Annotated in this window: 26 protein-coding genes and 1 pseudogene; 4 read left to right on the top strand and 23 right to left on the bottom strand. The window is 62.4% G+C overall.

Going from position 1 to position 22,487, the window contains the following annotated elements; all coding sequences use genetic code 11:
• Positions 1-31: 31 nt before the first annotated feature.
• The 3 genes from argB to G455_RS0113045 are packed head-to-tail and all read left to right on the top strand — an operon-like array spanning position 32 to position 2,053.
• A complete protein-coding gene (gene argB / locus G455_RS0113055; RefSeq protein ID WP_028094113.1) occupies positions 32-895 on the top strand; it encodes an acetylglutamate kinase in 864 nt (287 codons plus the stop codon).
• A gap of 4 nt (positions 896-899) precedes the next feature.
• On the top strand, positions 900-1,559 hold the full coding sequence (locus tag G455_RS0113050; RefSeq protein ID WP_028094112.1) for a hypothetical protein: 660 nt from the start codon (positions 900-902) through the stop codon (positions 1,557-1,559).
• Positions 1,556-2,053 carry a SixA phosphatase family protein gene (locus G455_RS0113045; RefSeq protein WP_028094111.1) on the top strand — a complete coding sequence of 166 codons (498 nt, stop codon included), beginning with the start codon at positions 1,556-1,558 and terminating at the stop codon, positions 2,051-2,053. The genes G455_RS0113050 and G455_RS0113045 overlap by 4 nt, the downstream gene beginning before the upstream one ends.
• 49 nt (positions 2,054-2,102) lie before the next feature.
• Here G455_RS0113045 and G455_RS0113040 read toward each other — a convergent pair whose 3' ends face one another.
• The 10 genes and pseudogenes from G455_RS0113040 to G455_RS0112995 form a co-directional block, all read right to left on the bottom strand.
• Positions 2,103-2,894 (bottom strand): amino acid ABC transporter ATP-binding protein, encoded by a 792-nt coding sequence (locus G455_RS0113040; RefSeq protein ID WP_028094110.1) that lies wholly within the window; start codon positions 2,892-2,894, stop codon positions 2,103-2,105.
• Positions 2,895-2,903: 9 nt separating this feature from the next.
• Positions 2,904-3,554: pseudogene (locus G455_RS27200) on the bottom strand (amino acid ABC transporter permease); the annotation flags it as partial.
• Positions 3,555-4,746: 1,192 nt separating this feature from the next.
• The gene (locus G455_RS0113030; RefSeq protein ID WP_028094108.1) at positions 4,747-6,015 is read right to left on the bottom strand and encodes an amino acid ABC transporter permease; all 1,269 of its coding nucleotides are present in this window, start codon (positions 6,013-6,015) and stop codon (positions 4,747-4,749) included.
• A 133-nt stretch (positions 6,016-6,148) separates the two neighbouring features.
• Positions 6,149-7,165: an amino acid ABC transporter substrate-binding protein gene (locus G455_RS0113025; RefSeq protein ID WP_028094107.1), complete on the bottom strand. Its 1,017-nt coding sequence runs from the start codon at positions 7,163-7,165 to the stop codon at positions 6,149-6,151.
• Between the two features lie 210 nt (positions 7,166-7,375).
• A complete protein-coding gene (locus tag G455_RS0113020) occupies positions 7,376-8,080 on the bottom strand; it encodes an ATP12 family chaperone protein (RefSeq protein ID WP_028094106.1) in 705 nt (234 codons plus the stop codon).
• The gene (locus G455_RS0113015) at positions 8,077-8,754 is read right to left on the bottom strand and encodes an HAD-IA family hydrolase (protein ID WP_028094105.1); all 678 of its coding nucleotides are present in this window, start codon (positions 8,752-8,754) and stop codon (positions 8,077-8,079) included. The genes G455_RS0113020 and G455_RS0113015 overlap by 4 nt, the downstream gene beginning before the upstream one ends.
• On the bottom strand, positions 8,751-9,800 hold the full coding sequence (locus G455_RS0113010) for an RluA family pseudouridine synthase (protein WP_028094104.1): 1,050 nt from the start codon (positions 9,798-9,800) through the stop codon (positions 8,751-8,753). The genes G455_RS0113015 and G455_RS0113010 overlap by 4 nt, the downstream gene beginning before the upstream one ends.
• Positions 9,797-10,177 (bottom strand): fluoride efflux transporter CrcB, encoded by a 381-nt coding sequence (crcB, locus tag G455_RS0113005; RefSeq protein WP_028094103.1) that lies wholly within the window; start codon positions 10,175-10,177, stop codon positions 9,797-9,799. The genes G455_RS0113010 and crcB overlap by 4 nt, the downstream gene beginning before the upstream one ends.
• 42 nt (positions 10,178-10,219) lie before the next feature.
• Positions 10,220-11,536 (bottom strand): replication-associated recombination protein A, encoded by a 1,317-nt coding sequence (locus G455_RS0113000; RefSeq protein WP_028094102.1) that lies wholly within the window; start codon positions 11,534-11,536, stop codon positions 10,220-10,222.
• A 5-nt stretch (positions 11,537-11,541) separates the two neighbouring features.
• On the bottom strand, positions 11,542-12,924 hold the full coding sequence (locus G455_RS0112995; RefSeq protein WP_028094101.1) for a Do family serine endopeptidase: 1,383 nt from the start codon (positions 12,922-12,924) through the stop codon (positions 11,542-11,544).
• 144 nt (positions 12,925-13,068) lie between these two features.
• Here G455_RS0112995 and G455_RS0112990 point away from each other — a divergent pair, with 144 nt between their 5' ends.
• The gene (locus G455_RS0112990) at positions 13,069-13,521 is read left to right on the top strand and encodes a host attachment family protein (protein ID WP_028094100.1); all 453 of its coding nucleotides are present in this window, start codon (positions 13,069-13,071) and stop codon (positions 13,519-13,521) included.
• 58 nt (positions 13,522-13,579) lie between these two features.
• On the opposite strand, the gene rplQ is transcribed toward G455_RS0112990, so the two are convergent.
• The 13 genes from rplQ to rpsH all read right to left on the bottom strand — a co-directional run bounded on the left by rplQ (position 13,580) and on the right by rpsH (position 22,482).
• Positions 13,580-13,999: a 50S ribosomal protein L17 gene (gene rplQ / locus G455_RS0112985; protein WP_028094099.1), complete on the bottom strand. Its 420-nt coding sequence runs from the start codon at positions 13,997-13,999 to the stop codon at positions 13,580-13,582.
• Positions 14,000-14,157: 158 nt separating this feature from the next.
• Entirely contained in the window at positions 14,158-15,174 is a 1,017-nt protein-coding gene (locus G455_RS0112980) for a DNA-directed RNA polymerase subunit alpha (RefSeq protein WP_028094098.1), read from the bottom strand.
• Positions 15,175-15,286: 112 nt separating this feature from the next.
• Positions 15,287-15,676 (bottom strand): 30S ribosomal protein S11, encoded by a 390-nt coding sequence (gene rpsK, locus G455_RS0112975; RefSeq protein ID WP_028094097.1) that lies wholly within the window; start codon positions 15,674-15,676, stop codon positions 15,287-15,289.
• 14 nt (positions 15,677-15,690) lie between these two features.
• Positions 15,691-16,059, bottom strand: a complete 369-nt coding sequence (rpsM, locus tag G455_RS0112970) for a 30S ribosomal protein S13 (RefSeq protein WP_028094096.1) — start codon at positions 16,057-16,059, stop codon at positions 15,691-15,693.
• Between the two features lie 215 nt (positions 16,060-16,274).
• Entirely contained in the window at positions 16,275-16,853 is a 579-nt protein-coding gene (locus tag G455_RS0112965) for an adenylate kinase (protein WP_028094095.1), read from the bottom strand.
• An 8-nt stretch (positions 16,854-16,861) separates the two neighbouring features.
• Positions 16,862-18,232, bottom strand: coding sequence for a preprotein translocase subunit SecY (gene secY / locus G455_RS0112960; protein ID WP_028094094.1), 1,371 nt, complete (start codon positions 18,230-18,232; stop codon positions 16,862-16,864).
• A gap of 106 nt (positions 18,233-18,338) precedes the next feature.
• Positions 18,339-18,812: a 50S ribosomal protein L15 gene (gene rplO / locus G455_RS0112955; RefSeq protein ID WP_028094093.1), complete on the bottom strand. Its 474-nt coding sequence runs from the start codon at positions 18,810-18,812 to the stop codon at positions 18,339-18,341.
• Positions 18,813-19,105: 293 nt separating this feature from the next.
• Positions 19,106-20,134 carry an Atu2307/SP_0267 family LLM class monooxygenase gene (locus G455_RS0112950; RefSeq protein ID WP_028094092.1) on the bottom strand — a complete coding sequence of 343 codons (1,029 nt, stop codon included), beginning with the start codon at positions 20,132-20,134 and terminating at the stop codon, positions 19,106-19,108.
• Positions 20,135-20,291: 157 nt separating this feature from the next.
• Positions 20,292-20,480, bottom strand: coding sequence for a 50S ribosomal protein L30 (rpmD, locus tag G455_RS0112945; RefSeq protein WP_005621828.1), 189 nt, complete (start codon positions 20,478-20,480; stop codon positions 20,292-20,294).
• A gap of 3 nt (positions 20,481-20,483) precedes the next feature.
• A complete protein-coding gene (rpsE, locus tag G455_RS0112940) occupies positions 20,484-21,062 on the bottom strand; it encodes a 30S ribosomal protein S5 (RefSeq protein ID WP_028094091.1) in 579 nt (192 codons plus the stop codon).
• A 111-nt stretch (positions 21,063-21,173) separates the two neighbouring features.
• Positions 21,174-21,533, bottom strand: coding sequence for a 50S ribosomal protein L18 (rplR, locus tag G455_RS0112935; protein WP_028094090.1), 360 nt, complete (start codon positions 21,531-21,533; stop codon positions 21,174-21,176).
• Between the two features lie 11 nt (positions 21,534-21,544).
• Positions 21,545-22,078, bottom strand: coding sequence for a 50S ribosomal protein L6 (gene rplF, locus G455_RS0112930; protein WP_028094089.1), 534 nt, complete (start codon positions 22,076-22,078; stop codon positions 21,545-21,547).
• 11 nt (positions 22,079-22,089) lie between these two features.
• A complete protein-coding gene (rpsH, locus tag G455_RS0112925; RefSeq protein WP_035366725.1) occupies positions 22,090-22,482 on the bottom strand; it encodes a 30S ribosomal protein S8 in 393 nt (130 codons plus the stop codon).
• Positions 22,483-22,487: the final 5 nt, after the last annotated feature.

Genomic DNA, 22,487 nt, shown 5'->3' with positions numbered 1-22,487 from the left:
CCATGCAGCAATGGAACCCATCGAGCCTCGAATGAAGACACAGGATATGAACCGCGACTGGATTGCCACCGCCGCCACCTTGTCGAGCGCCCTGCCCTATCTGCAGCGCTACGACGATGCCATTGTCGTGATCAAGCTGGGCGGCCACGCCATGGGCAGCGACGAAGCTATGGAAAGCTTTGCCCGCGATGTGGTGCTGATGCGACAGGTGGGGGTGAACCCGGTAATCGTCCATGGCGGCGGTCCGATGATCAATGCCATGCTCGACAAGCTGGGTGCCAAGTCGGAATTCGTCAACGGCAAGCGGGTGACTGACCAGCTTACTGTCGAAGTCGTCGAAATGGTGCTCTCCGGTCTCGTCAACAAGCGGATCGTGCAGGCGGTGAACCGGCAGGGCGGCAAGGCCGTGGGCCTGTCGGGCAAGGACGCCAATCTGATGGTCTGTGACCAGACCGATCCGGCGCTGGGGTTCGTCGGCACCCCTGCCGAGATGAACCCGACCATCCTGCGCGATCTCTTCGCCCATGACATCATCCCGGTGATCGCCCCGATCGGCGCCGGTCGAAATGGCGAAACCTTTAACGTCAACGGCGATACCGCCGCCGGCGCCATCGCCGCGGGGCTCAAGGCCGACCGGCTGCTGCTGCTGACCGATGTGTCGGGCGTGAAGAACGCCGCCGGCGAGGTGCTGACCGAGCTGACCGCCGCGCAGATCAAAGAGATGACCGAAGAGGGCGTGATCGCCGGCGGCATGATCCCCAAGACCGAAACCGCGCTGGACGCCATCGAGGGCGGCGTACGGGCCGTGGTGATCCTGGACGGCCGCGCCCCCAATGCCGTACTGCTAGAACTCTTCACCGAACACGGTGCGGGGTCTTTAATCCGTAAGGGCTGAGCCCATGACAGCCCCCTATGACGCGATTCGCCAGGCGACTGAGGCGGCCGGGATGATCGTCATGGGGGCGCTTGACGTTGCCGCCAGCGGGGCCAAAGGGCTGTCCGGTGGCACGCTAATCCTGCTGGGCGCCGGCCCCGGGTTCTGGAATATCCTGACCGCGGCGCCCGAATGGGTCGATGGCACCCCAGACCCGATTGATCGCTGGTCCACCCGTGTGGTGGGCGGATTGTCAGACCGCTTCGGCGCGGTCGCGTATTATCCCTTCGGCGGCCCGCCCTATGCGCCCTTCATCGACTGGGCACAAAAATCCGGTCGTGCCTTTTCCAGCCCCACCGGCATGCTGGTGCATGATCAGGTCGGAATGATGATCTCTTATCGCGGGGCGCTGCATTTTGCAGATGCCATGGCCTTTCCCGCACCACAGGCGCTCTCCCCCTGCGAAAGCTGTAGCGGTAAACCCTGCCTGTCGGCCTGCCCGGTCGGGGCCCTCGGCCCGGACCATCCCTATGATGTGCCAAGATGCCACGCCTTTCTCGACCGCGCGGCGGGAAAATCCTGTATGATGGAAGGGTGCGCGGTGCGCCGCGCCTGCCCGGTCAGTCGGGGCGCAAACCGTGCCCCGGCACAATCTGCCCATCATATGAGGTCTTTTCACCGATGACCCGCCGCCTGATCCTGACCCGTCACGCCAAATCCGCCTGGGACAATCCCGAACTGTCAGACCCAGACCGGCCACTGAACAAACGCGGCAAACGCGCGGCCGAAGCCCTGGGCGACTGGCTGCGCCGCAAGGGCTATGTCCCCGACCAGGTGTTGACCTCCTCGGCCCGGCGCACGCAAGATACCTATGCGCGCATGGGATTCGATCTACCCGCCGAGGTCAGCGAACATCTGTATCTGGTGACCGCCAACCAGATCCTGCGGCTGTTGTCACAGGCGAAGGGAAACACCGTGTTGCTGGTGGGACACAATCCCGGCCTGGGCCAGTTCGCAGCCGAGATTCTGCCGGAACCGCCGGATCACCCCAAGTTCGCCAGCTATCCCACCGGGGCGACCCTGGTTGTCGATTTCGACATTGACGACTGGTCCCGCATCGCCTGGCGCGGGGCAACAGTGGTGGATTTCATCGTCCCGCGCGAGCTGACCGAGGCATGAGAAAGGCCGGGCGCATGGCCCGGCCCCGTCCCTGTCGCTTCCACAGTCTTCAGTGCCCCAGGATCTGACTGAGGAACAGCTTGGTCCGTTCGCTCTTCGGGTTGTTGAAGAACTCCTCGGGTTCGTTCTGTTCGACGATCTGGCCCTGGTCCATGAAGATCACCCGATTCGCCACCTGACGGGCAAAGCCCATCTCATGCGTCACGCAGAGCATGGTCATCCCCTCTTCGGCGAGCTCGATCATGGTATCGAGCACCTCCTTGATCATCTCGGGGTCCAGCGCCGAGGTCGGTTCATCGAACAGCATGATGCGCGGTCGCATGCACAGGCTGCGCGCGATCGCCACCCGCTGCTGCTGACCGCCCGACAATTGGCCCGGGTACTTGTTTGCCTGATCGGGGATCCTCACCTTTTCCAGAAAGTGCATCGCGGTGTCGATCGCCTCCTTCCGGGGGGTCTTGCGCACCCAGATCGGCGCCAGCGTGCAGTTTTCCAGGATGGTCAGATGCGGGAACAGATTGAAGTGCTGAAAGCACATGCCCACGTCCGACCGGATCTTGTCGATGTTCTTCAGATCCGATGACAGTTCGGTCCCGTCGACGATGATCTTGCCCGACTGATGTTCCTCCAGCCGGTTGATGCAGCGGATCAGCGTCGACTTCCCCGACCCCGATGGGCCGGCGATGACGATACGTTCGCCGGAGTTCACCGTCAGGTTGATGTCGCGCAGCACGTGAAAGGTTCCGTACCACTTGTTCATGTTGATGATCTCGACCGCGATCTCATCCGAGACGGTCATTTTCGAGCGGTCGATTTGACGGTCAGTCGTAAGTTCAGACATAGCGTTTCCTTACCTGTGGCCGGTCTGAAGCTTGCGCTCCAGATACATGGAATACCGGGACATGCCGAAGCAGAAGAGGAAGAAGATCAGCGCGATAAAGCCGTAAAGCTCCCACACGATACCGTTCCAGTTGGCATCGGCGCGGATCGAGTTCGACAGGCCCAGCGGATCGAGCAACCCGATGATCGACACCAGCGTGGTGTCCTTGAACACCCCGATGAAGGTCGAGACGATCCCGGGGATCGAGATCTTCAGCGCCTGCGGCATGATCACCAGCCGCTGCGCCTGCCAGTAGTTCAGCCCGAGCGAATCGGCGCCTTCGTACTGCCCCTTCGGCAAGGCGGCCAGGCCGCCCCGGATCACCTCGGCCATATAGGCCGACGCGAACAGCGTGACCATGATCAGCACCCGCAAGATGATGTCGAACTTGGTATCTGGCGGCATGAAAATGTTCAAAAGCGTCGAGGCCACGAACAGAAGGGTAATCAGCGGCACACCGCGGATGAACTCGATAAAACCGACGCAGAGGTATTTGACGATCATCATGTCAGATCGCCGCCCCAGCGCCAGCAGGATGCCCAGCGGCAGCGAACAGGCGATCGCCACCACCCCGATGGTGATCGACAGCATCATGCCGCCGAAATCACGGCTGGTGACCGGCCTGAGACCGATCATCGCGACATCCGCATAGGTTCTGTCGATTGCGAGGATGACCGAGCGCAGGTTGGTCTCGAGCCCCAGGACCCGGTCAAGCTGGGCCATATCTTCCGCCGGAACCTTGGCCTCGCCGCTCAGAATCCGCTGTTTCAGCGCCTCGAGGCCGATATCGGTATCAATCTTCCTGACAGTCCTGGGCAGGGCCGCGCGCGCGGCCTCGGCCTCTTGCTTCAGCCGCGGCAACGCCTCTTCCTGCCCCTTCAGCACCTCGATCCGGCCCAGCAGGGACTGCGCGGAAAACAGGGCTTCATCGAGCAGCGCCTTTTCGGACTGCAGCGTATTGAGCCTGTCACGCGGAGCGGCGGCACGGGCGATCAGGGCACGATAAGCCCCATCCCCCGACGCAACGGCCTCGGCCTCGCCGCTCATCACCTCCCTCACGGCATCCTGAGCGGAGGCAATGGCCTGGTCGATCTCAGCCTCCCGGGTTTCGAGCCCGTCAACGCGAAGCTCCAGAGCGGCCCGCGTGCCCTCCATCCGGGCAGAGCCCAGCCCGTAGTTGATCGCGCCGGTTATCAGCCCCATTCCCCAGAGGAACCAGGCCGCGGCAAAGATCACCGCAGCGATAAGCCCGGGCAAGGTGCTGCTGGCCCGGCTGACCTGCAGAAACACCAGATAGGCCAGAACCAACCCGGCAAGGATCAGAAGCGGCCCCCAGAAGGCCCCGCCCCAGAGCAACCAGGGAAAGAGGAGCGGAAAGGCCGCCGAGAACCACAGAAGCTTTGCCGGCACCTTGTCCGAAAACAGGATCGGGGCCAGGGCCACGGCCAGCAGAAGGAAGGCCAAGATTGGCCGCCAATAAAGATCGGCGGGATAGAAGCCAAAGAAAAGCTGGACCCAGCGGTCACGGATCACCCCCCAGCAGGCGCCGGAGAAATGGCCATCGCGGCCCAGTTCATGCAGGATCCCACGACATTCGGTCAGCGAGGTGGCCTGCCACGTCGGCGACAGGACCCAAGGCACCACCGCCGAAAGCACCATGATGATTGCCACCAGCGAAATCAGTGTCAGCCCCGTATTGAGCCAGCCGGAAAACAGATTTCCGCGCAGCCAGCCGAGCATCCCGACCGAGGTCACCGGCGGTGTTTGCTGCGGAAGCATTTCGGTGCGGACATAGGCGAGTTGCTTGCTCATCTCAGCGCTCCTTCAGCTTCACGGATTCATTGTACCAGTTCATCACCCCCGAAATGCTCAGAGAAATGATCAGATAGATCAGCATCAGCAGCAGAACGCATTCCAGCTCTTTCCCGGTCTGGTTCATGGTGATGCCGCCCAGCGTGCCGGTGATGTCCATATAGCCCACCGCGATCGCCAGAGAGGAGTTCTTGGTCAGGTTCAGATATTGCGAGATCAGCGGCGGCACGATGACACGCAGCGCCTGCGGCAGGATCACCAGCCGCATGACCCGGCCCGGTCGCAGCCCCAGCGCGGCGGCGGCTTCGGTCTGGCCGTTCGAGATCGCCAGGATCCCCGCGCGCACGATTTCCGCAATGAACGCGGCGGTATAAAGCGACAGTGCCAACCAGAGCGCGATCAGCGAATTGCGCAGATGGGTGCCACCCGAAAAGTTGAAGCCCTTCAGCTCAGGGTATCCGAGGTGAAACCCCAGCGCCACCAGCAGGATGACCACCGGAACCAGCACCACGCCGACCCGCAGATACCAGGTGGTCGGACGGTTCCCGGTCTCCTCCTGCATACGATCAGCCCGCCGCTTGATGCGATGCGATGCCCAAAGCCCGGCCCCCAGCACGATCAGAAAGGCGATCAGATCGAGACTGACATCGAACCGCAGGCTGCTGGCCCCGAAGAAATGGATATCGCCCAGACTGCGGGAAAACAGCGCCTCCGGGATATAGATGCCCCGGTTGGTCAGTGCCACGGTATCGCCCAGCAGCATACTGGCGGTGGCATTGTCCCCCCGAAAGGCACTCGGGGCCGGCAACGTCTCGATCATGATGGCCATGATGAAGACAATCCACAAAAGCACCGGCACGTTGCGGAACATTTCTACATAGATTGTCATCAGCCGGGCGATCAGCCAGTTGTGCGACAATCTCAGCACCCCAACCAGAACGCCCACCGCCGTGGCGGTGGCACAGCCCAGAATTGCCACCACCAGCGTGTTCAGCAGCCCGATCAGCGCCGCCCTGAGGTGCGTGTCCCGAGAGGTGTAATCCAGCAGCCGCTGATTGATGTCATAACTGGCCGGCTCGCCGAAAAAACCGAAATTGATCGTTTTACCCAGCAGCATCATGTTCCGGGCGGTATTATCAATCAGCCAGGCGGCCAAAAGCATGAAGGCGATCAGTGCGACCACTTGGATGGTGGCTGACCGATATCGCGTGTCGTAAATCAACATAGACAGCCGAAATTGTTGTTTCGGCGGGTCGGTAATAGTTGTCATGACCGTTGCAATCCCCGTGCGTCGCAGTCTTTTCCTCCGGCGGGGTTTTTCCCCGCTCCGTGAAGACAGGACCTGTTATCTTTCAAATACAAAAAGGGCGCGGGAAATGCCCGCGCCCTGATTGCAGATCATGTTACCGGAACGGCGGCGAATACATCAGGCCACCATCGGTCCACTGGGCGTTCAGCCCGCGTGCCAGACCGACCGGAGTGTTTTCACCGATGGTCTTGGCAAAGATTTCGCCATAGTTGCCGCCGGCGGAAATCGCCCGCTTGGCCCATTCCTTGTCCAGGCCCAGCATTTCGCCCAGCGTGCCTTCGGTCCCCAGCATCCGGTTGATTTCCGGGTTGTTGGTGCCCTTGGACAGCTCTTCGATATTGGCGGAGGTAATGCCGTATTCCTCGGCCGCGATCAGCGCGTTCAGGGTCCAGCGGACCACATCGCCCCATTCGCTGTCACCATGACGAACCAGCGGCCCCAGCGGCTCTTTCGAGATGATCTCGGGCAGGATCACGTGATCGCCCGGGTTCTCGAAAGTGGCGCGGGTCGCGGCCAGGCCGGACGCATCGGTGGTGTAAACGTCACAGGCACCGGCCAGATATTGCTGCTGCGCCTCGGCGTTGGTTTCAATCGGCACCGGTTCATAGCTGATGTTGTTGGCGCGGAAGAAATCCGCGAGGTTCAGCTCGGTGGTGGTGCCGGTCTGGATGCAGACGGTGGCGCCATCCAGTTCCTTGGCCGAGCTGACGCCCAGCGATTTCGGAACCATGAAGCCCTGACCGTCATAGTAGTTAACGCCGACGAATTCGAACTTCAGATCGACATCGCGCGAGAACGTCCAGGTGGTGTTGCGCGCCAGAACGTCGATCTCACCCGAGGCCAGCGCGGTAAAACGGGTCTTGCCGGTTGTCGGAACGAATTCGACTGCGGAAGGATCCCCCAGCACGGCAGCCGCGACGGCGCGGCAGACAGCCACATCGAAGCCACCCCACTCACCATTCGCATCGGGTGCAGAAAATCCCACCAGGCCGGTCGACACGCCGCAGTTCAGCTTGCCACGGGCCTTGACGTCATCCATCGTCCCCGCAGCGGCTGCGCCCGCAGCCAGTCCGGCAACGGTAAGCACACCCCAAAATACGGTTTTTTTCATTTTCACCTCTTCCTGAGTTACCGCCACCTGCGTTGGCGGATTTACCCGGTAAATTTGCACCGGTTCGGACACCGAAATGGATATCTCCCCTTCAGCATGCTTAAGTGTGGGCGGATTCATCAAGCTACGTCAAGGGCGGGATCAGACAATTGAATGGGTCGCCCCCAAGCCGCCGCCGGGAGAATGTCAGCCCGCCCAGTCCGTGAACAATCAGGCGATATCAAAGAATTTCTTGGCGTGCAGGAAAGCGTCGCGCTTGATATTCGCGGCCTCCTGCGCCTCGTCATCCTCGCCCCACTGTTCTTCCTGCCAAAGCTCGTCAAGCCGCGAGAGCGTCCAGATCGTATCGGCGTCGCGCCAGTCCCGCGCCGCGGCAAAGCCAAGGATCAAAGAACCGGTCAAGCTCACCAGATCGTGAAAGCCGGCAAGCTGGAACGGATCAAGTTGGTGAACATGTGCCCGCAACCGTGCCTGCCCTTCGGGATCCTGCGGACGATGCATGACCCCTTCGCGCGCTTCCAGCCTGGCGCCCAACGTCTCGGCCGCCCAGTCGAGCGCCGGCTCCCATTGCGCGGCCTGCCGGTCGGCAAGCTCCTGCGGCGCATCGGCGCGATAACACAGGAGATCGCTATCGCCATAGTCCGCCAGCATGTCGGCGACCTCGGCCCGCTGCGGGCGAACCTTGTCGATCGCCGCGTTGGCCGAACGTGTGAAAGGCATGCTGCCCGGGTCGATTTCCCCATCCTGGGCAGCCCATTCGGCGGCCACGGCCTCGGCCATTGCGCGCGTGGGCAGAATCAGCGCCGACTTGGCCGGTGTCTTCAGCACCCGGCCATCCAGCAGGACCTGAAACCCTCCATCGCACTCGGCAACACTCGTCTCATCCCAAAACCGCTTGCGCTTCCACTCGCTCATGTCCGCTCCTTCCAGATTGCATCGAGGGCGGGGGTCACCTCGTCAAACCGCAGCACGACCCGGCGCGCCACCGGCTCCAGTGCCGACACCGGGTGATAGCCCCAGCCGACGCCGACCCCGGCAACCCCGGCGGCACGTGCCATCTCCATGTCGAAACTGGTATCACCGATCATCGCCGCATCGACAGCCTCGACCCCGGTATCGGCAAGCGCGGCATGGATCATCGAGGGATGCGGCTTGGACGGGTGATCGTCGGCCACCTGCCGGGACACGAAAAAACGACCGAGCCCATGCGATTCGATCAGCGCATCAAGGCCGCGGCGCGATTTTCCCGTGGCCACCGCCAGCAGCGTCTCCGGCTGGGCATGCAGCGTCTCCAACAGCCCCAACGCGCCCGGAAACAGCGGCGAATGCGCCGCGCCCTGGGCCAGGCGCTGATCGTGATAGGCTTGCTTGTAGCCTTCGACCAGCCGGGCACGAGTGTCAGCGCCGGCCTCAGGCACCAATCGCAGCATGGCATGATCCAGCGACAGGCCGACAATCGACAGGATCGCCGCCCGGGGCGGCACCGCCATCCGCTGCGCGGCGAATGCCGCCTCCATCGCCGCGACGATTGCCGCCTGGCTGTCGACCAGGGTGCCGTCGACGTCGAAAATTACCAGTCGCAGGCTCACCGCAGTGCCTCGAACGGATCATCTTCGGCCAGATCCTCGGTCCAGCCGAAAGTGTCGAAGGTGTGCTTCATATGCTCGGGCAGATCGGCGGTGATCATCATCTGTTTCTTGGTCACCGGATGTTCGAACGTCAGGCTGCGGGCATGCAGGTGCAGCTTCTTGCTGATGATGCCGCCCAACTGCGCACCCCAGCCGTCGCCCAGATTCTCCTGGCCGGACCCACCGTATTTGCCATCCCCCACGATCGGGTGGCCCATCTCGGCCATATGCACGCGCAACTGGTGGGTGCGCCCGGTCAGCGGCTCCAGCGCCACCCAGGCGGCGCGGCTGCCAACGCGGTAGAGCGTGGCATAAAGCGTATGCGCCCGCTTGGCACCGGGGGTATCGTCGATATCGCGCGGGTGAACGGCGATCATCTTTTCGCCCTCGCCCTTGGCGCCATGACCACCGGCCTTGACCAGCCCGGCCTTGATCTCACCCAAATAGGGGGTCGGCACGCCAGCGACCACCGCCCAATAGATCTTGCGGGTGGCGTGATGGCGGAAGCTCGCCGTCAGGGTGCTGGCCACCTCGCGCCGACGCGCCAGCAGCAACACCCCCGATGTGTCCTTATCGAGCCGGTGCACCAGCCGCGGATTTTCCTCCAGCCCGAAGCGCAGCGCCTCGCCCAGCCCATCCACATGCTTGGCCATGCCAGAGCCGCCCTGCACCGCAAGCCCCGGTGGCTTGTTCAGCGCGATGATATCGTCGTCTCGATAGATCACGCAGGACTGGATCATCCTGGCGTCCGCATCGCTGACGCGGCTGCGGCTGACTGCCGGCGCCGGTCTCTGGTCAGCCTCGGTCAGCGGCGGCACCCGCACCTGCTGGCCGACTTCCAGCCGGGTCGAGGCCTTGACCCGGCCACCATCGACCCGCAGTTCGCCCTTGCGGCACATCTTTTCGATCCGGCCCTGGCTGATATGGGGAAACTGCCGTTTCAGCCAGCGATCCAGCCGCTGATCCCCGTCGCCCTCGGCCACTGTGATGGTCTGAACCTTGCTCATGCGAAAACCCCGCGTGCCAGCATCATGCCGCCGGCCAGTGCCGCAATCGAAACCCCGACCGACAGACCCACATAAAGTGCCGCCTGCGCCATGTCGCCCCGTTCGATCAAGGTCACCGTCTCCAGCGAGAAAGAGGAAAAGGTGGTGAACCCACCCAGGAAGCCGGTCACCACCAGTGGGCTGAGATGTGTCAGCCCCTTGTGGGCCGCCGCCACCACGAAAAGCCCCATGATGAAGGAGCCAAGGATATTGACGGTAAGGATCGCCATGGGAAACGCCGGATGATCCAGCAGCCAGGTCACCAGAAGCCCCGTCAAATAGCGCAGGGAGGCGCCGATCGCGCCGCCCACCGCCACAAGTGAAACCGAATAAATCATGGCCGGTCTGTCGCGCGGGGGCGCATCAGAGTCAAGCGTGGCCTAATTCCCCTGCCGCTGCAGCCTGAGCCGGGTGAAGAAATCCAGCCGTTTCTTCAGCTCGCGCTCGAAACCGCGTTCGACCGGGGCATAGATCACCGGGCGGCGCATGCCTTCGGGGAAATAGTTCTGCCCCGAAAATCCGTCCTCGGCATCGTGATCATAGGCATAGCCGGCCCCATAACCCTGATCCTTCATCATCGAGGTCGGCGCATTCAGGATATGCTTGGGCGGCGGCGCACTGCCGCTTTGCTTGGCCAGTTTGCGCGCGGCCTTGTAGGCGACATAGCCGGCATTGGATTTCGGAGCGAGCGCCAGATAGATCACCGCCTGCCCCAGCGCCAGCTCCCCTTCGGGCGAGCCGATGCGCTCGTAAGTCTCCCAGGCGTGCAGGCAATGGGTCTGTGCCTGCGGATCGGCGAGGCCGATGTCCTCGACCGCCATGCGCACCAGCCGGCGGGCGAGATAGCGGGGATCCTCGCCGCCCTCCAGCATCCGCGCGAACCAGTAGATCGCCGCATCCGGATCCGATCCGCGCACCGATTTATGCAGGGCCGAGATCAGGTTGTAATGCTCGTCCCCCGATTTGTCGTATTTCGCCGCCCGCCGCATCAGCCGGGTGGCAAGCTGATCGGGCGTCAGCTTGCCGTCGACCTTCCAGGCCATCGCCTGTTCGATCAGGTTCAACAGCGTCCGCCCGTCGCCATCGGCCATTTCCAGCAGCGCCTCGCGCGCCGGACCATCCAGCGGTAGCGGGCGGCCCATCTCCTTCTCCGCCCGTTGGGCGAGACGTTCCAGATCGGCAAGGCTGAGCCGTTCCAGCACCAGCACCTGCGAACGCGACAGAAGCGCCGCGTTCAGTTCGAATGACGGGTTCTCGGTGGTCGCCCCGATCAGCAGGATGGTGCCATCCTCCATATAGGGCAGAAAGCCGTCCTGCTGCGCCTTGTTGAAGCGGTGGATTTCGTCAACGAAGAGCAAGGTGCCCTTACCGGCCTTGCGGTGCAGCTTGGCGGCCTCGAACACCTTCTTCAGATCGGCAACACCGGTGAAGATGGCGCTGATCTGGACGAAATGCAGATCGCTCTCTTCTGCCAGCAGCCGGGCAATCGTGGTCTTGCCCACCCCCGGCGGTCCCCACAGGATCAGCGAGGACAGCGAATGCGCCGCCAGCATCGCGCCCAGAGGCCCGTCGGGACCAAGGATCTGCGCCTGGCCGATCACCTCGCCAAGCGATTGAGGCCGCAGGCGATCCGCCAGCGGCCTGTTCGGGGCGGGAGCCTCGCCCCCCCCGCCCGGGCTGTCGAAAAGATCGGCCACGAAGATTACAGCCTGATCCGGAGGTTGAGCTTCTGGCCGCGCCGCTCCAGCTCCATGGTCAGCCAACGGCCGGTATCGGTCAGTGCCTTTTTCACGTCCCGCGTGCGGGTGATCGCCTCATCGTTGATGGTAAGGATCACATCACCCGGCTGCAGCCCGGCCCGCGCGCCAAAGGGGCCGGCGTCGGTGACCACCACGCCCTCGGTCGACAGCGGCAGCCCAAGCCGCGCCACAACCGCGGGGTTGGCCAGTGCAACGCTCAACCCCGGCAACATGGTCTTGTCCCCCAATGTCACCGGGTCCGAAGCCGGGGAGTCCGGTGCGGCGATCATCGTCACCTCGATCTCCTTGGCCTTGCCGTCGCGGACACGGGTAAAGCTTGCGGTTTCGCCGATCCCGGTGACAGTCATCCGAAAGATCATCTCGGGCGGCGAGTTTACCGGCAACCCGTCGACCCGGGTGATTACATCACCGACCTTGAAACCGGCCTTGGCGAAGGGGCTGTCGGGATGCAGATCCGAGATCACGATGCCCTCGGGCATATCGAGCCCCAGAGAATGCGCCAGATCGGCATCGACCGATTGCCCGCCCATCCCGGCCCAGGGGCGTTCGAAACGGTCGTTGCCCTCCTGCGCCTGACGCATGAATTGTGCCACCAGATTGGCCGGTATGGCGAAGCCAATGCCGTTCGAGCCACCCGACCGGGTCAGGATCCGCGAGTTGATCCCGATCAGATCGCCATTCACGTCGATCAGCGCCCCACCGGAATTGCCCGGGTTGATCGGCGCGTCGGTCTGGATGAAATAGCCCAGGCCGCCACCGCTGGCACCACCGGTCCGCGCCAGCCCCGACACGATGCCGCTGCTGACCGTCTGGCCGACGCCGAAGGGATTCCCGATGGCCAGCACCAGCTCCCCCACCTCGACCCGATCAGAATTGCGCAGTTTCAGAAACGGCAGCCCCTGCGCATCCTGAAGCTGCAACACCGCCAGATCGGCATCCTTGTCGGCCAGCACGACCTTGGCGTCATATTCCTTGCGATCCGTGGTCACCACGCGAATCTCGCTGGCCTCGGCCACCACATGATAGTTCGACACCACAATCCCATCAGCCGACAGGATCACCCCAGAGCCCAGAGAATTCTGCACCCGCTGCCGCGGTGTCCCGAAGCCCTGGAAGAAATTGCGAAAGAAGGGATCCCCGGCAAAGGGGCTATCATACCCTTTGGTCACGATCTTGGCGTAGATATTGACGACAGCCGGCGCCGCCGACTTGACCAAGGGCGCAAATCCCAGCGAGATTTCGGCCTGCGACTGCGGCACCCGCGTATCGGCCAGCACCGGCTGCGCCATCGACAGCCCCAGAACAATCAGGAGAATACGGAACATTGGGCCTCCTTTCGGTTGGTTTCGGATATGCGCCCCGGGCCCTGCGATTGCAAGCCGGAGCTCCTCGCGGGGCGGTGACGGTTTCTTGAGCTGCGGCGGAGAAACGGGTTAGGCTGGCCCATCACCCAAGGAAGAGAGTCTAAAATGCCGAAACTGACAAACGGAACCTGGGTCGTCGTGGCGGATGGGGAAAAGGCGCTGCTGATGCGGAACCTGACCGATCATCAAGACCCGAATTTTCAAGTCATCGCCCGCGAGGAGCAACCGCAAGAGCCCGAGAATGCCGACCGGCCCGGACGAATGCCTGATCCCGGCCCCAACCAGATGTCCGCACTGGAGGCGACTGACTGGCGCACCCTGGCCCGCGACCGTTTTGCCACTGAGCTGTCCGACATCCTTTATGAACATGCCCATCGCGGCGACTTTCAGCATGTCGTGATCGCCGCCGGCCCGAAGGTTCTGGGCGCGATCCGCGAGGCGCTGCACCCCGAGGTCAAAGCCAGGCTCGTGGCCGAGATCGACAAGGATCTGACCCATCATCCCCGCGACAGGATCGAGACCGAGGTGAAAGCGGCCCTGGACGCGATGGACGACTGAAATGCAAAAGGGGCGCCCCCAAAGGACGCCCCTGAAATTCTGCCGAACAGGCCGAGGATCAATCCTCGGCAGCTTCCTCGGCGGCGACGCGGGCCTTGTCGGCTGCGCCTTTGGCGTCGACATCACGGTCGACGAATTCGATGATCGCCATCGGTGCCATGTCGCCATAGCGGAAGCCGGCTTTCAGGACGCGAACATAGCCGCCCTGACGGTCCTTGTAGCGCGGGCCCAGCACTTCGAACAGCTTGGCAACATGCTGGTCCTGCTTCAGGCGGGCAGCCGCCTGACGGCGGGCGTGCAGATCGCCGCGTTTGGCCAGCGTGATCATCTTTTCGATGATCGGGCGCAGTTCCTTGGCCTTCGGCAGGGTGGTCTTGATCTGCTCGTGCTCGATCAGCGAGCCGGCCATGTTGGCGAACAGCGCCTTGCGGTGCTCATGGGTGCGGTTCAGGCGGCGGTAACCACGTGCGTGACGCATTTTACTATCTCCGATTTGCGCCCTCTCGGGGCGATTTTGCTTTGTCCGGCCGGCTAAAGTGTCGCCAACTCTCCTTGGGGCGGGATGCCCATATTGTCCCCGGCAAGACCCGGGAATTCAGAGGAGGGCCTGAGCCCTCCCCGATCAGTTTTCGAAGATCAGAAGCTGTCTTCGAACTTCTTCGCCAGATCCTCGATGTTGTCCGGCGGCCAGTCCTCGACATCCATGCCAAGGTGCAGACCCATGCCCGACAGCACTTCCTTGATCTCGTTCAGCGACTTACGGCCGAAGTTCGGGGTGCGCAGCATCTCGGCTTCGGTCTTCAGGATCAGGTCGCCGATATAGACGATGTTGTCGTTCTTCAGGCAGTTTGCCGAACGAACCGACAGTTCCAGCTCGTCCACCTTCTTCAGAAGCAGCGGATTGAATTCCAGCCCGTCGTCTTCGTCCTGGCGGCCGGCGGCCTCAGGTTCGTCGAAGTTCACGAAGATCGACAGCTGGTCCTGCAGGATGCGCGCGGCGAAGGCCACGGCGTCGTCCGGCGTGATGGACCCATCGGTTTCGATCTTCATCGTCAGCTTGTCATAGTCCAGAACCTGGCCTTCACGGGTCGGCTGAACGTCATAGCTGACGCGCTTGATCGGCGAATAGATCGCGTCGATCGGGATAAGGCCGATAGGCGCATCTTCCGGCTTGTTCTTGTCGGCGGAGACATAGCCCTTGCCAGTGTTCACGGTCAGTTCCATGAACAGATCGGCACCATCGTCCAGGTGGCAGATCACGTGATCGCGGTTCAGAACCTCGATCCCGGCGGTTTCGCTGATATCACCAGCGGTGACCACTGCCGGCCCCTTGGCGGAAATCGACAGGCGCTTGGGCCCTTCGACGTCCATCTTCAGCGACACGCCCTTGAGGTTCAGGATGATGTCGGTTACATCCTCGCGCACGCCGGCGACCGACGAAAACTCGTGCAGGACGTTGTCGATCTGAACGCTGGAAATGGCGGCGCCTTGCAGCGACGACATCAGGATCCGGCGCAGCGCGTTGCCCAAAGTCAGACCAAAGCCGCGTTCCAGCGGTTCAGCGACCAGAGTGGCCTGGCGCGCGGGATCGTTGCCCGGCTTCACGTCAAGCTGAGTCGGCTTGATCAGTTCGGCCCAGTTCTTATGGATCATGCGGTCCCTCCATTCCTGTCTGCGCTCCATGTCCTAAAGCCCAGACGCCCGAGGTTTCAAATGACGGATCGGGGCCGTGCACTGGCACAGCCCCGTTCAAATCGTTCTGCCCTTAGACGCGGCGACGCTTCGGAGGGCGGCAGCCGTTGTGGGCGATCGGGGTGACATCCCGGATCGAGGTGATGTTGAAGCCAACGGCAGCCAGCGCACGCAGCGCCGATTCACGGCCCGAACCGGGGCCCTGCACTTCGACTTCCAGGGTTTTCACGCCATGTTCCTGCGCCTTACGGCCAGCATCTTCGGCGGCCATCTGAGCGGCATAGGGGGTCGATTTCCGCGACCCCTTGAAGCCCATGGTGCCAGCGGACGACCAGGAGATCGCGTTGCCTTGCACATCCGAGATCAGGATCTTGGTGTTGTTGAACGAGCTGTTCACATGCGCCACACCGGCGGCGATGTTCTTACGCTCTTTACGCTTGGTGCGAGTCTTATCACGTGCCATGGATCAAGCCCCCCTTATTTCTTCTTGCCGGCGATCGGCTTCGCCGGGCCTTTGCGGGTGCGCGCGTTGGTATGCGTGCGCTGACCACGGACGGGCAGGTTGCGACGATGGCGCAGGCCACGGTAGCAGCCCAGGTCCATCAGGCGCTTGATGTTCATTTGGGTTTCGCGGCGCAGGTCGCCTTCGACGGTGTAGTTGGCGTCGATATGTTCGCGAATCTGCAGGACTTCGGCATCGCTCAGCTCGTTGACGCGGCGGGTCTGGTCGATACCGACTGCGTCGCAGATGGCTTTGGCCGAAGTATGGCCGATACCGGTGATATAGGTCAGGGCGATCGGGACCCGTTTAGAGGTCGGGATGTTTACGCCGGCAATACGTGCCACGTGTCACTTTCCTTTCGTTGCGGTTCCGTAGCTCCAGAACCTTTTTTCACAACGCGCGACCGTCGAGTTGCCCCGGATGGCCAGCACTTTTGCGAGGTGATCCGCGCGCCGGGCGAATCCCGCCGCGCGTGTGATTCCCATGAGGGATGCGGGTCGATATGGGCTTTTGACCCCCGGGTCAACCCCTGACGCCGAATCCCTCGGCTAAAGCCTGATCAGGCGTCCAGCACAGCCGCGATCGCGTCATGTACCGTGTCGATTTCGGCAAGACCGTCCACCTTGGTCAAATTGCCACCGGCATAGTAGTAGCCGATCAGTGGCGCAGTCTTCTTGTAATATTCCATCAAACGGATCTTGACGCTTTCCTCGTTGTCGTCCGCGCGCACCGGCTGGCCAGCGGCTGCCGCTTCCTTGGCGCGGTTGACGATGCGCTGGACCAGCGTTTCATCATCGACTTCAAGCTGGATCACGGCACCAAGCGTCTGCCCCTTTTCCGCCAGCAGCGCGGCCAAAGCATCGGCCTGCGGCAGGGTGCGGGGGAAACCGTCGAAGATGAACCCACCTTCCGAGCCTTTTTCCAACTGCTCGGCGATCAGGCCGATCACGATCTCGTCGGTGACGAGCTGGCCGGCATCCATGATCGCGGCGACCTTCTGCCCCATTTCCGTGCCCGACGTCCGGGCCGCGCGCAGCATGTCCCCAGTTGACAGTTGCACCATGCCGCGTTCAGCCACGAGCCTGGCTGCCTGAGTTCCTTTGCCCGCCCCCGGCGGGCCCAAGAGAATGATATTCATCGCGGTTTTCATCGCCGTGCCGGCCCTCGTTTTGCTCGTTTCTTGTTGCCACTGCGCCCGCGCAGTTGGGATTTCTCAATCAGCCCTTCATATTGATGGGCAAGCAGATGGCTTTGCACCTGCTGGATGGTGTCCATGGTCACTGACACGATGATCAGAACCGAGGTGCCGCCGAAATAGAAGGGCACATGGAACTGTCCGCGCAGGATTTCCGGCATCAGGCAGACGAAGGCCAGATAGGCCGCGCCCAGCACCAGGATACGGTTCACCACATATTCAAAATATTCTGCCGTCTTCTTGCCCGGGCGGATACCGGGAACGAAACCATTCTGGTTCTTCAGGTTGTCCGCCACATCGTCCGGCTTGAACGACACGTTGAAGGTATAGAAATAGGCGAAGAAGACGATCATCGCGCAGAAGAACAGCAGATACAGCGGCTGCCCCGGCCCGAAGTTCGCCAGCAGCCACGACATCACCGGACCGCTTGCCGCGCTGGAGGAGAAGGTCGAGATCGTGGTCGGCAGCAGCAGCAGCGACGAGGCGAAGATCGCCGGGATCACACCGGCCGGGTTCACCTTGATCGGCAGGTGGCTGGAGCCACCATCATAGACCTTCATCCCGACCTGACGGCGCGGGTACTGGATATGAATCTTGCGCAAGGCGCGTTCCATGAAGACCACGAAGGTGATCACCGCGATAACCAGGATAATCGCGCCGATGATCACCGCCGGGCTGATCGCGCCGGAACGCCCCGAGGCAAGGAATTGCGCCAGTGCGGCCGGAACCTCGGCAATGATGCCGACGAAGATGATAAGAGAGATACCGTTGCCGATCCCGCGCGAAGTGATCTGTTCGCCCAGCCACATCAGGAACATGGTGCCACCCACCAAGGTGATCATGGTCGAGAAGCGGAAATAGAGCCCCGGATCGGTCGCCAGACCGCCGGCCTCGAGCGAGACCGCGAGGCCATAGGCCTGAACGGTGGCCAGCGCCACGGTCCCGAAGCGCATGTACTGGTTGATCTTCTTTCGGCCCTGCTCGCCCTCTTTCTTCAGCTGTTCGAGCGAGGGCACCATGGCCGTCAGCAGCTGAACGATGATCGAGGCGGAAATATAGGGCATGATGCCTAAGGCGAAGATCCCCATGCGGCCCAATGCGCCACCGGTGAACATAGACACCATGCCGCCGATGCCCTGCCCCGCACCCTCCATGAACTGACGCAGCGCGGCGCCGTCGATTCCCGGAACGGGAATGAAGGTGCCCAGCCGGTAGACGATCAGCAGGCCCAGGGTGAAGAGAATTCGGTTGCGCAGATCGGTGGCTTTGCCAAGCGCAGCCCAGCTCGTGTTCGCCGCCATTTGTTCCGCTGCTGATACCATGAAGAGGTCTCTCTTATGACTGCGCCGCCCGGGCCGTTTTCCGGCTCGGGCGGCGTCATGGAAAACTGAGGTCTATTTAAGCGGCCCGGAGGCCGCCCACAACCGCTTAGGCGTCAGCTTCAACGGTTGCGACCTTCAGGGCGCCGCCCGCTGCCTCGACGGCAGCAACTGCCGATTTCGAGGCGCCGGTGACTTCGATGGTCGCCTTGGTGCTGAATTCGCCCTTGGCCAGAACCCGGATGCCGTCCAGCTTGCGGCGAACCAGACCGGAGGCGACCAGCGCGTCCTCGGTGATCGCGGCGCTTGCGTCCAGCTTGCCGGCTTCGATGAATTTCTGGATCAGGCCCAGGTTCACAACGGCGAATTCTTTGCGGTTCGGCTTGTTAAAGCCGCGCTTCGGAAGCCGTTGGTACAGCGGCATCTGGCCGCCTTCATAGCCGTTGATGGCCACACCCGAACGGGATTTCTGACCTTTGATACCGCGGCCCGCGGTCTTGCCTTTGCCCGAGCCCGGACCACGGGCAACACGTTTGCGTTTCGGGGCGGCGCCGGGATTGTCGCGCAGTTCGTTGAGTTTCATGTCGCTTCTCCTTGCCGGATGCGCCCCCGAAGCGGATGGGACGACCACGGCGTTTCTTGGTTTTGGTGAGTCGGGCCCACAGGGCCACCGTGGGCGTATAGACGGCGGCGCGGCACGTTGCAAGGATTTGGTGGTCAGAGACCTCCCCATCCCGAGCCACGACGCCCCCTCACCACACAGAGCCGCGCCCGGCACGCGGTCGGGAGCGAGTTCGCACCCGCCTGGAGTCCGCCTGGAGAACGTACCCCGGGCGCGAACAGGATCGCAAGCGATCTAGAAGACGCGTTTCACCCCTACCCGGCCTTCCGCAGCTCCGGCGCCACCTTGGTGCCCAGCACCTCGATCGCCTTGAGTATCTCCTTGTGCTCGATCACCCCGATCGCCATCTGGATCGACACCCGATCAAAGCCCAGATCCTCCTTCAGGCCGAGAATCTTGTCGACCACCTGCGCCGGCGAGCCTACGAACATCGCCCCTTCCGGCCCCATGGCGGCATCGTATTGCGCCCGGCTCTGCGGCGGCCAGCCGCGTTCGCGACCAAGCTGGTCCATCACCGCCTTTTGCGCCGGGAAGAACAGGTCTGCTGCGGCCTTGCCATCCTCCCCCACGAAACCATGGACATTCAGCGACACCCGCGTCTTGTCGGTATTGCCAGCCTGCTCTGCCGCACGACGATAGAGATCGGCCAGCGCCTTGAACCGGCGCGGCGCCCCGCCGATGATGGCCAACGCCAATGGGCAGCCCAGGACGCCGGCGCGAATCATGCTGTCAGGCGTGCCCCCGGCAGCGATCCAGACCGGCAGCTTTCCGTTCACCGGGCGCGGATAGACGCCCAGTCCCTCGACCCGCGGGGTGTGCTTCGAACCGCGCCAGCGCAGCTTTTCCTCTTCGTTGATCGCCAGCAGCATCTGCAGCTTTTCCTCGAAGAGATCGTCGTAATCCTCCAGATCGTAGCCGAAGAGCGGGAAGCTCTCGATAAAGCTGCCGCGCCCGACCATCAGCTCGGCCCGGCCGTTACTGAGACTGTCGAGCGTCGAAAACTCCTCGAACACACGCACCGGATTGTCGGAGCTGAGCACCGAGACAGCAGAACTCAGCCGGATTGACTTGGTCGTGCGCGCCGCACCCGCCAGCGCCACCGCAGGTGCGGTCACGGCGTAATTGGGACGGTGGTGTTCGCCCACCCCGAAGACATCGAGCCCCACCTGATCGGCCAGCTCGATCTCTTCCATCAGATTGTTCAGCCGCTGCCGCGCATCAACCCGCGCGCCGGTCACCGGGTCGGTGCCCACGTCGCCAAAGGTATAAAGCCCCACTTCCATGGCCGTCTCCTCAAAATTCGCTGCGAAGTTATGCCGAAGGGCCGCCCCCGCCTAGAGGCCGCCAGCGCACAGACGCTGTGCGGGGGCTAAATGCAAAAACGGCGCCCTCAGGAAGGGCGCCGTTCAAAACCTGCGTCTCGGATCGAGAAAGACGGGCTCAGCCGCGTTCTTCGACGATCTCGACCAGATGCGGGATCTTGTTGATCATGCCACGCACCGAGGGGGTATCCTCAAGCTCGCGGGTCTTGTGCATCTTGTTCAGACCCAGACCGATCAGCGTTGCGCGCTGTTCGGCGGGGCGACGGATCGGCGAACCGATCTGTTTGACAACGATGGTCTTGGCCATGGATTAAGCCTCCTCTGCGACCGGCTGAGCTGCCGGTGCGTGATGCTCGTGCTTGGGCAGAATGTCAGCGACCTTCTTGCCCCGGCGCTGTGCGACCAGACGCGGCGACTGCTCTTTCTTGAGACCGTCGAGCGTGGCACGGATCATGTTGTAGGGGTTTTGCGAGCCGATGGACTTCGAAACAACGTCCTTCAGGCCCAGCATTTCAAACACGGCGCGCATCGGACCACCGGCGATGATCCCGGTCCCTTCCGGTGCGGCGCGCATGACGACCTTGCCGGCGCCCCAGCGGCCGTGCATGTCGTGGTGCAGGGTACGGCCTTCGCGCAGCGGCACGCGGATCATCTGACGCTTCGCTTGCTCAGTGGCCTTGCGGATTGCCTCGGGAACTTCCTTGGCCTTGCCCTTGCCGAAGCCGACACGGCCCTTTTGGTCACCGACGACAACCAGAGCGGCGAAGCCAAAGCGCTTACCACCCTTGACGGTTTTCGACACCCGGTTGATCGCAACCAGACGATCGGCGAATTCCGGGGTTTCCTCGCGTTCGCGGCGATTGCCCCGACGGTTTTCACGTTCTGCCATGCGGCATTCCTTTCATCCTGGCGCCAGGCGCCGTTTTTGCAATCCTGGTGAGGCGCCCCGATGGGGCGCTCTCCCGGATCATCGGGGCGGTGCAGAACACCGCCCACACGTTTAGATCTTGAGACCGCCTTCACGCGCGGCGTCGGCCAGAGCCTTCACCTTGCCATGAAACAGGAAGCCGCCACGATCGAAATAGGCTTCTTCCACGCCGGCTTTCTTGGCGCGTTCGGCAATCGCTGCGCCCACCTTGGCGGCCGCTTCGATGTTGTTCTTGCCGACAACGCCCAGATCTTTTTCCAGGCTGGAGGCCGAAGCCAGGGTCACGCCGCGAACGTCGTCGATCAGCTGCACGCTGATGTTCTTGTTCGAACGGTGAACCGAGAGGCGAAGCCGCCCGGCATTGACCTTGCGAAGTTTGTTCCGAACGCGCAGGCGACGTTTCAGAAACAGGGTCCGTTTGCTGTGTGCCATCTTGAGCGTCCTTACTTCTTCTTGCCTTCCTTGCGGAAGATGTACTCACCCTTGTAGCGGATGCCTTTGCCCTTATAGGGCTCGGGCGCGCGCCATTCACGGATGTTCGCGGCAACCTGGCCGACCAGTTGCTGGTCGATGCCTTCGACAACGATTTCCGTTTGCTTGGGTGCAGTCACCGTCACGCCGGCCGGGATATCAAAGTCCACATCGTGGCTATAGCCCAGGTTCAGCTTCAGGACGTTGCCCTGCACCGCGGCGCGGTAACCCACACCTTGGATTTCGAGCTCTTTCTTGAAGCCTGCGGTCACACCGGCCACCAGATTGGCAACCTGAGTCCGCGACATCCCCCATTGCTGGCGGGCGCGCTTGGACTTGCCACGCGGTTCGACCTTCACGGTGTTGTCTTCGACAACGATGGTGACATCGTCGGTGGCGGTAAAGGTCCGGGTGCCTTTCGGCCCCTTCACTTCCACGGTCTGACCCGACACAGAGGCGGTAACGCCGCTGGGCAGTTCGACCGGTTTCTTACCAATACGAGACATGTCTGACCTCCTTAGAAGACGGTGCAGAGCACTTCGCCGCCGACATTGGCGCTACGTGCGTTTGCATCCGACATCACACCCTTGGGGGTGGAGACAATCGACACGCCCAGACCCTGACGGACCTGCGGGATGTCCTTGACGCCCATGTACACGCGACGACCGGGTTTGGAGACCCGCTTCAGTTCGCGAATAACAGGTTCGCCTTCGAAGTATTTCAGGCTGATTTCCAGAGCCGGATGGCCATTTTCGCCAGTCAGCTTGTCATAGCCACGGATATAGCCTTCGTCCGCCAGCACATCCAGAACCCAGGCGCGCAGTTTCGACGCCGGAGTCAGCACGGTGCTTTTGCCGCGCATTTGCGCGTTGCGGATACGGGTGAGCATATCGCCGATAGGATCGTTCATCTCTA

The sequence above is a fragment of the Pseudodonghicola xiamenensis DSM 18339 genome (assembly GCF_000429365.1).
GTDB lineage: Bacteria > Pseudomonadota > Alphaproteobacteria > Rhodobacterales > Rhodobacteraceae > Pseudodonghicola > Pseudodonghicola xiamenensis.
This window is presented reverse-complemented; position numbering and strand designations above follow the sequence as displayed.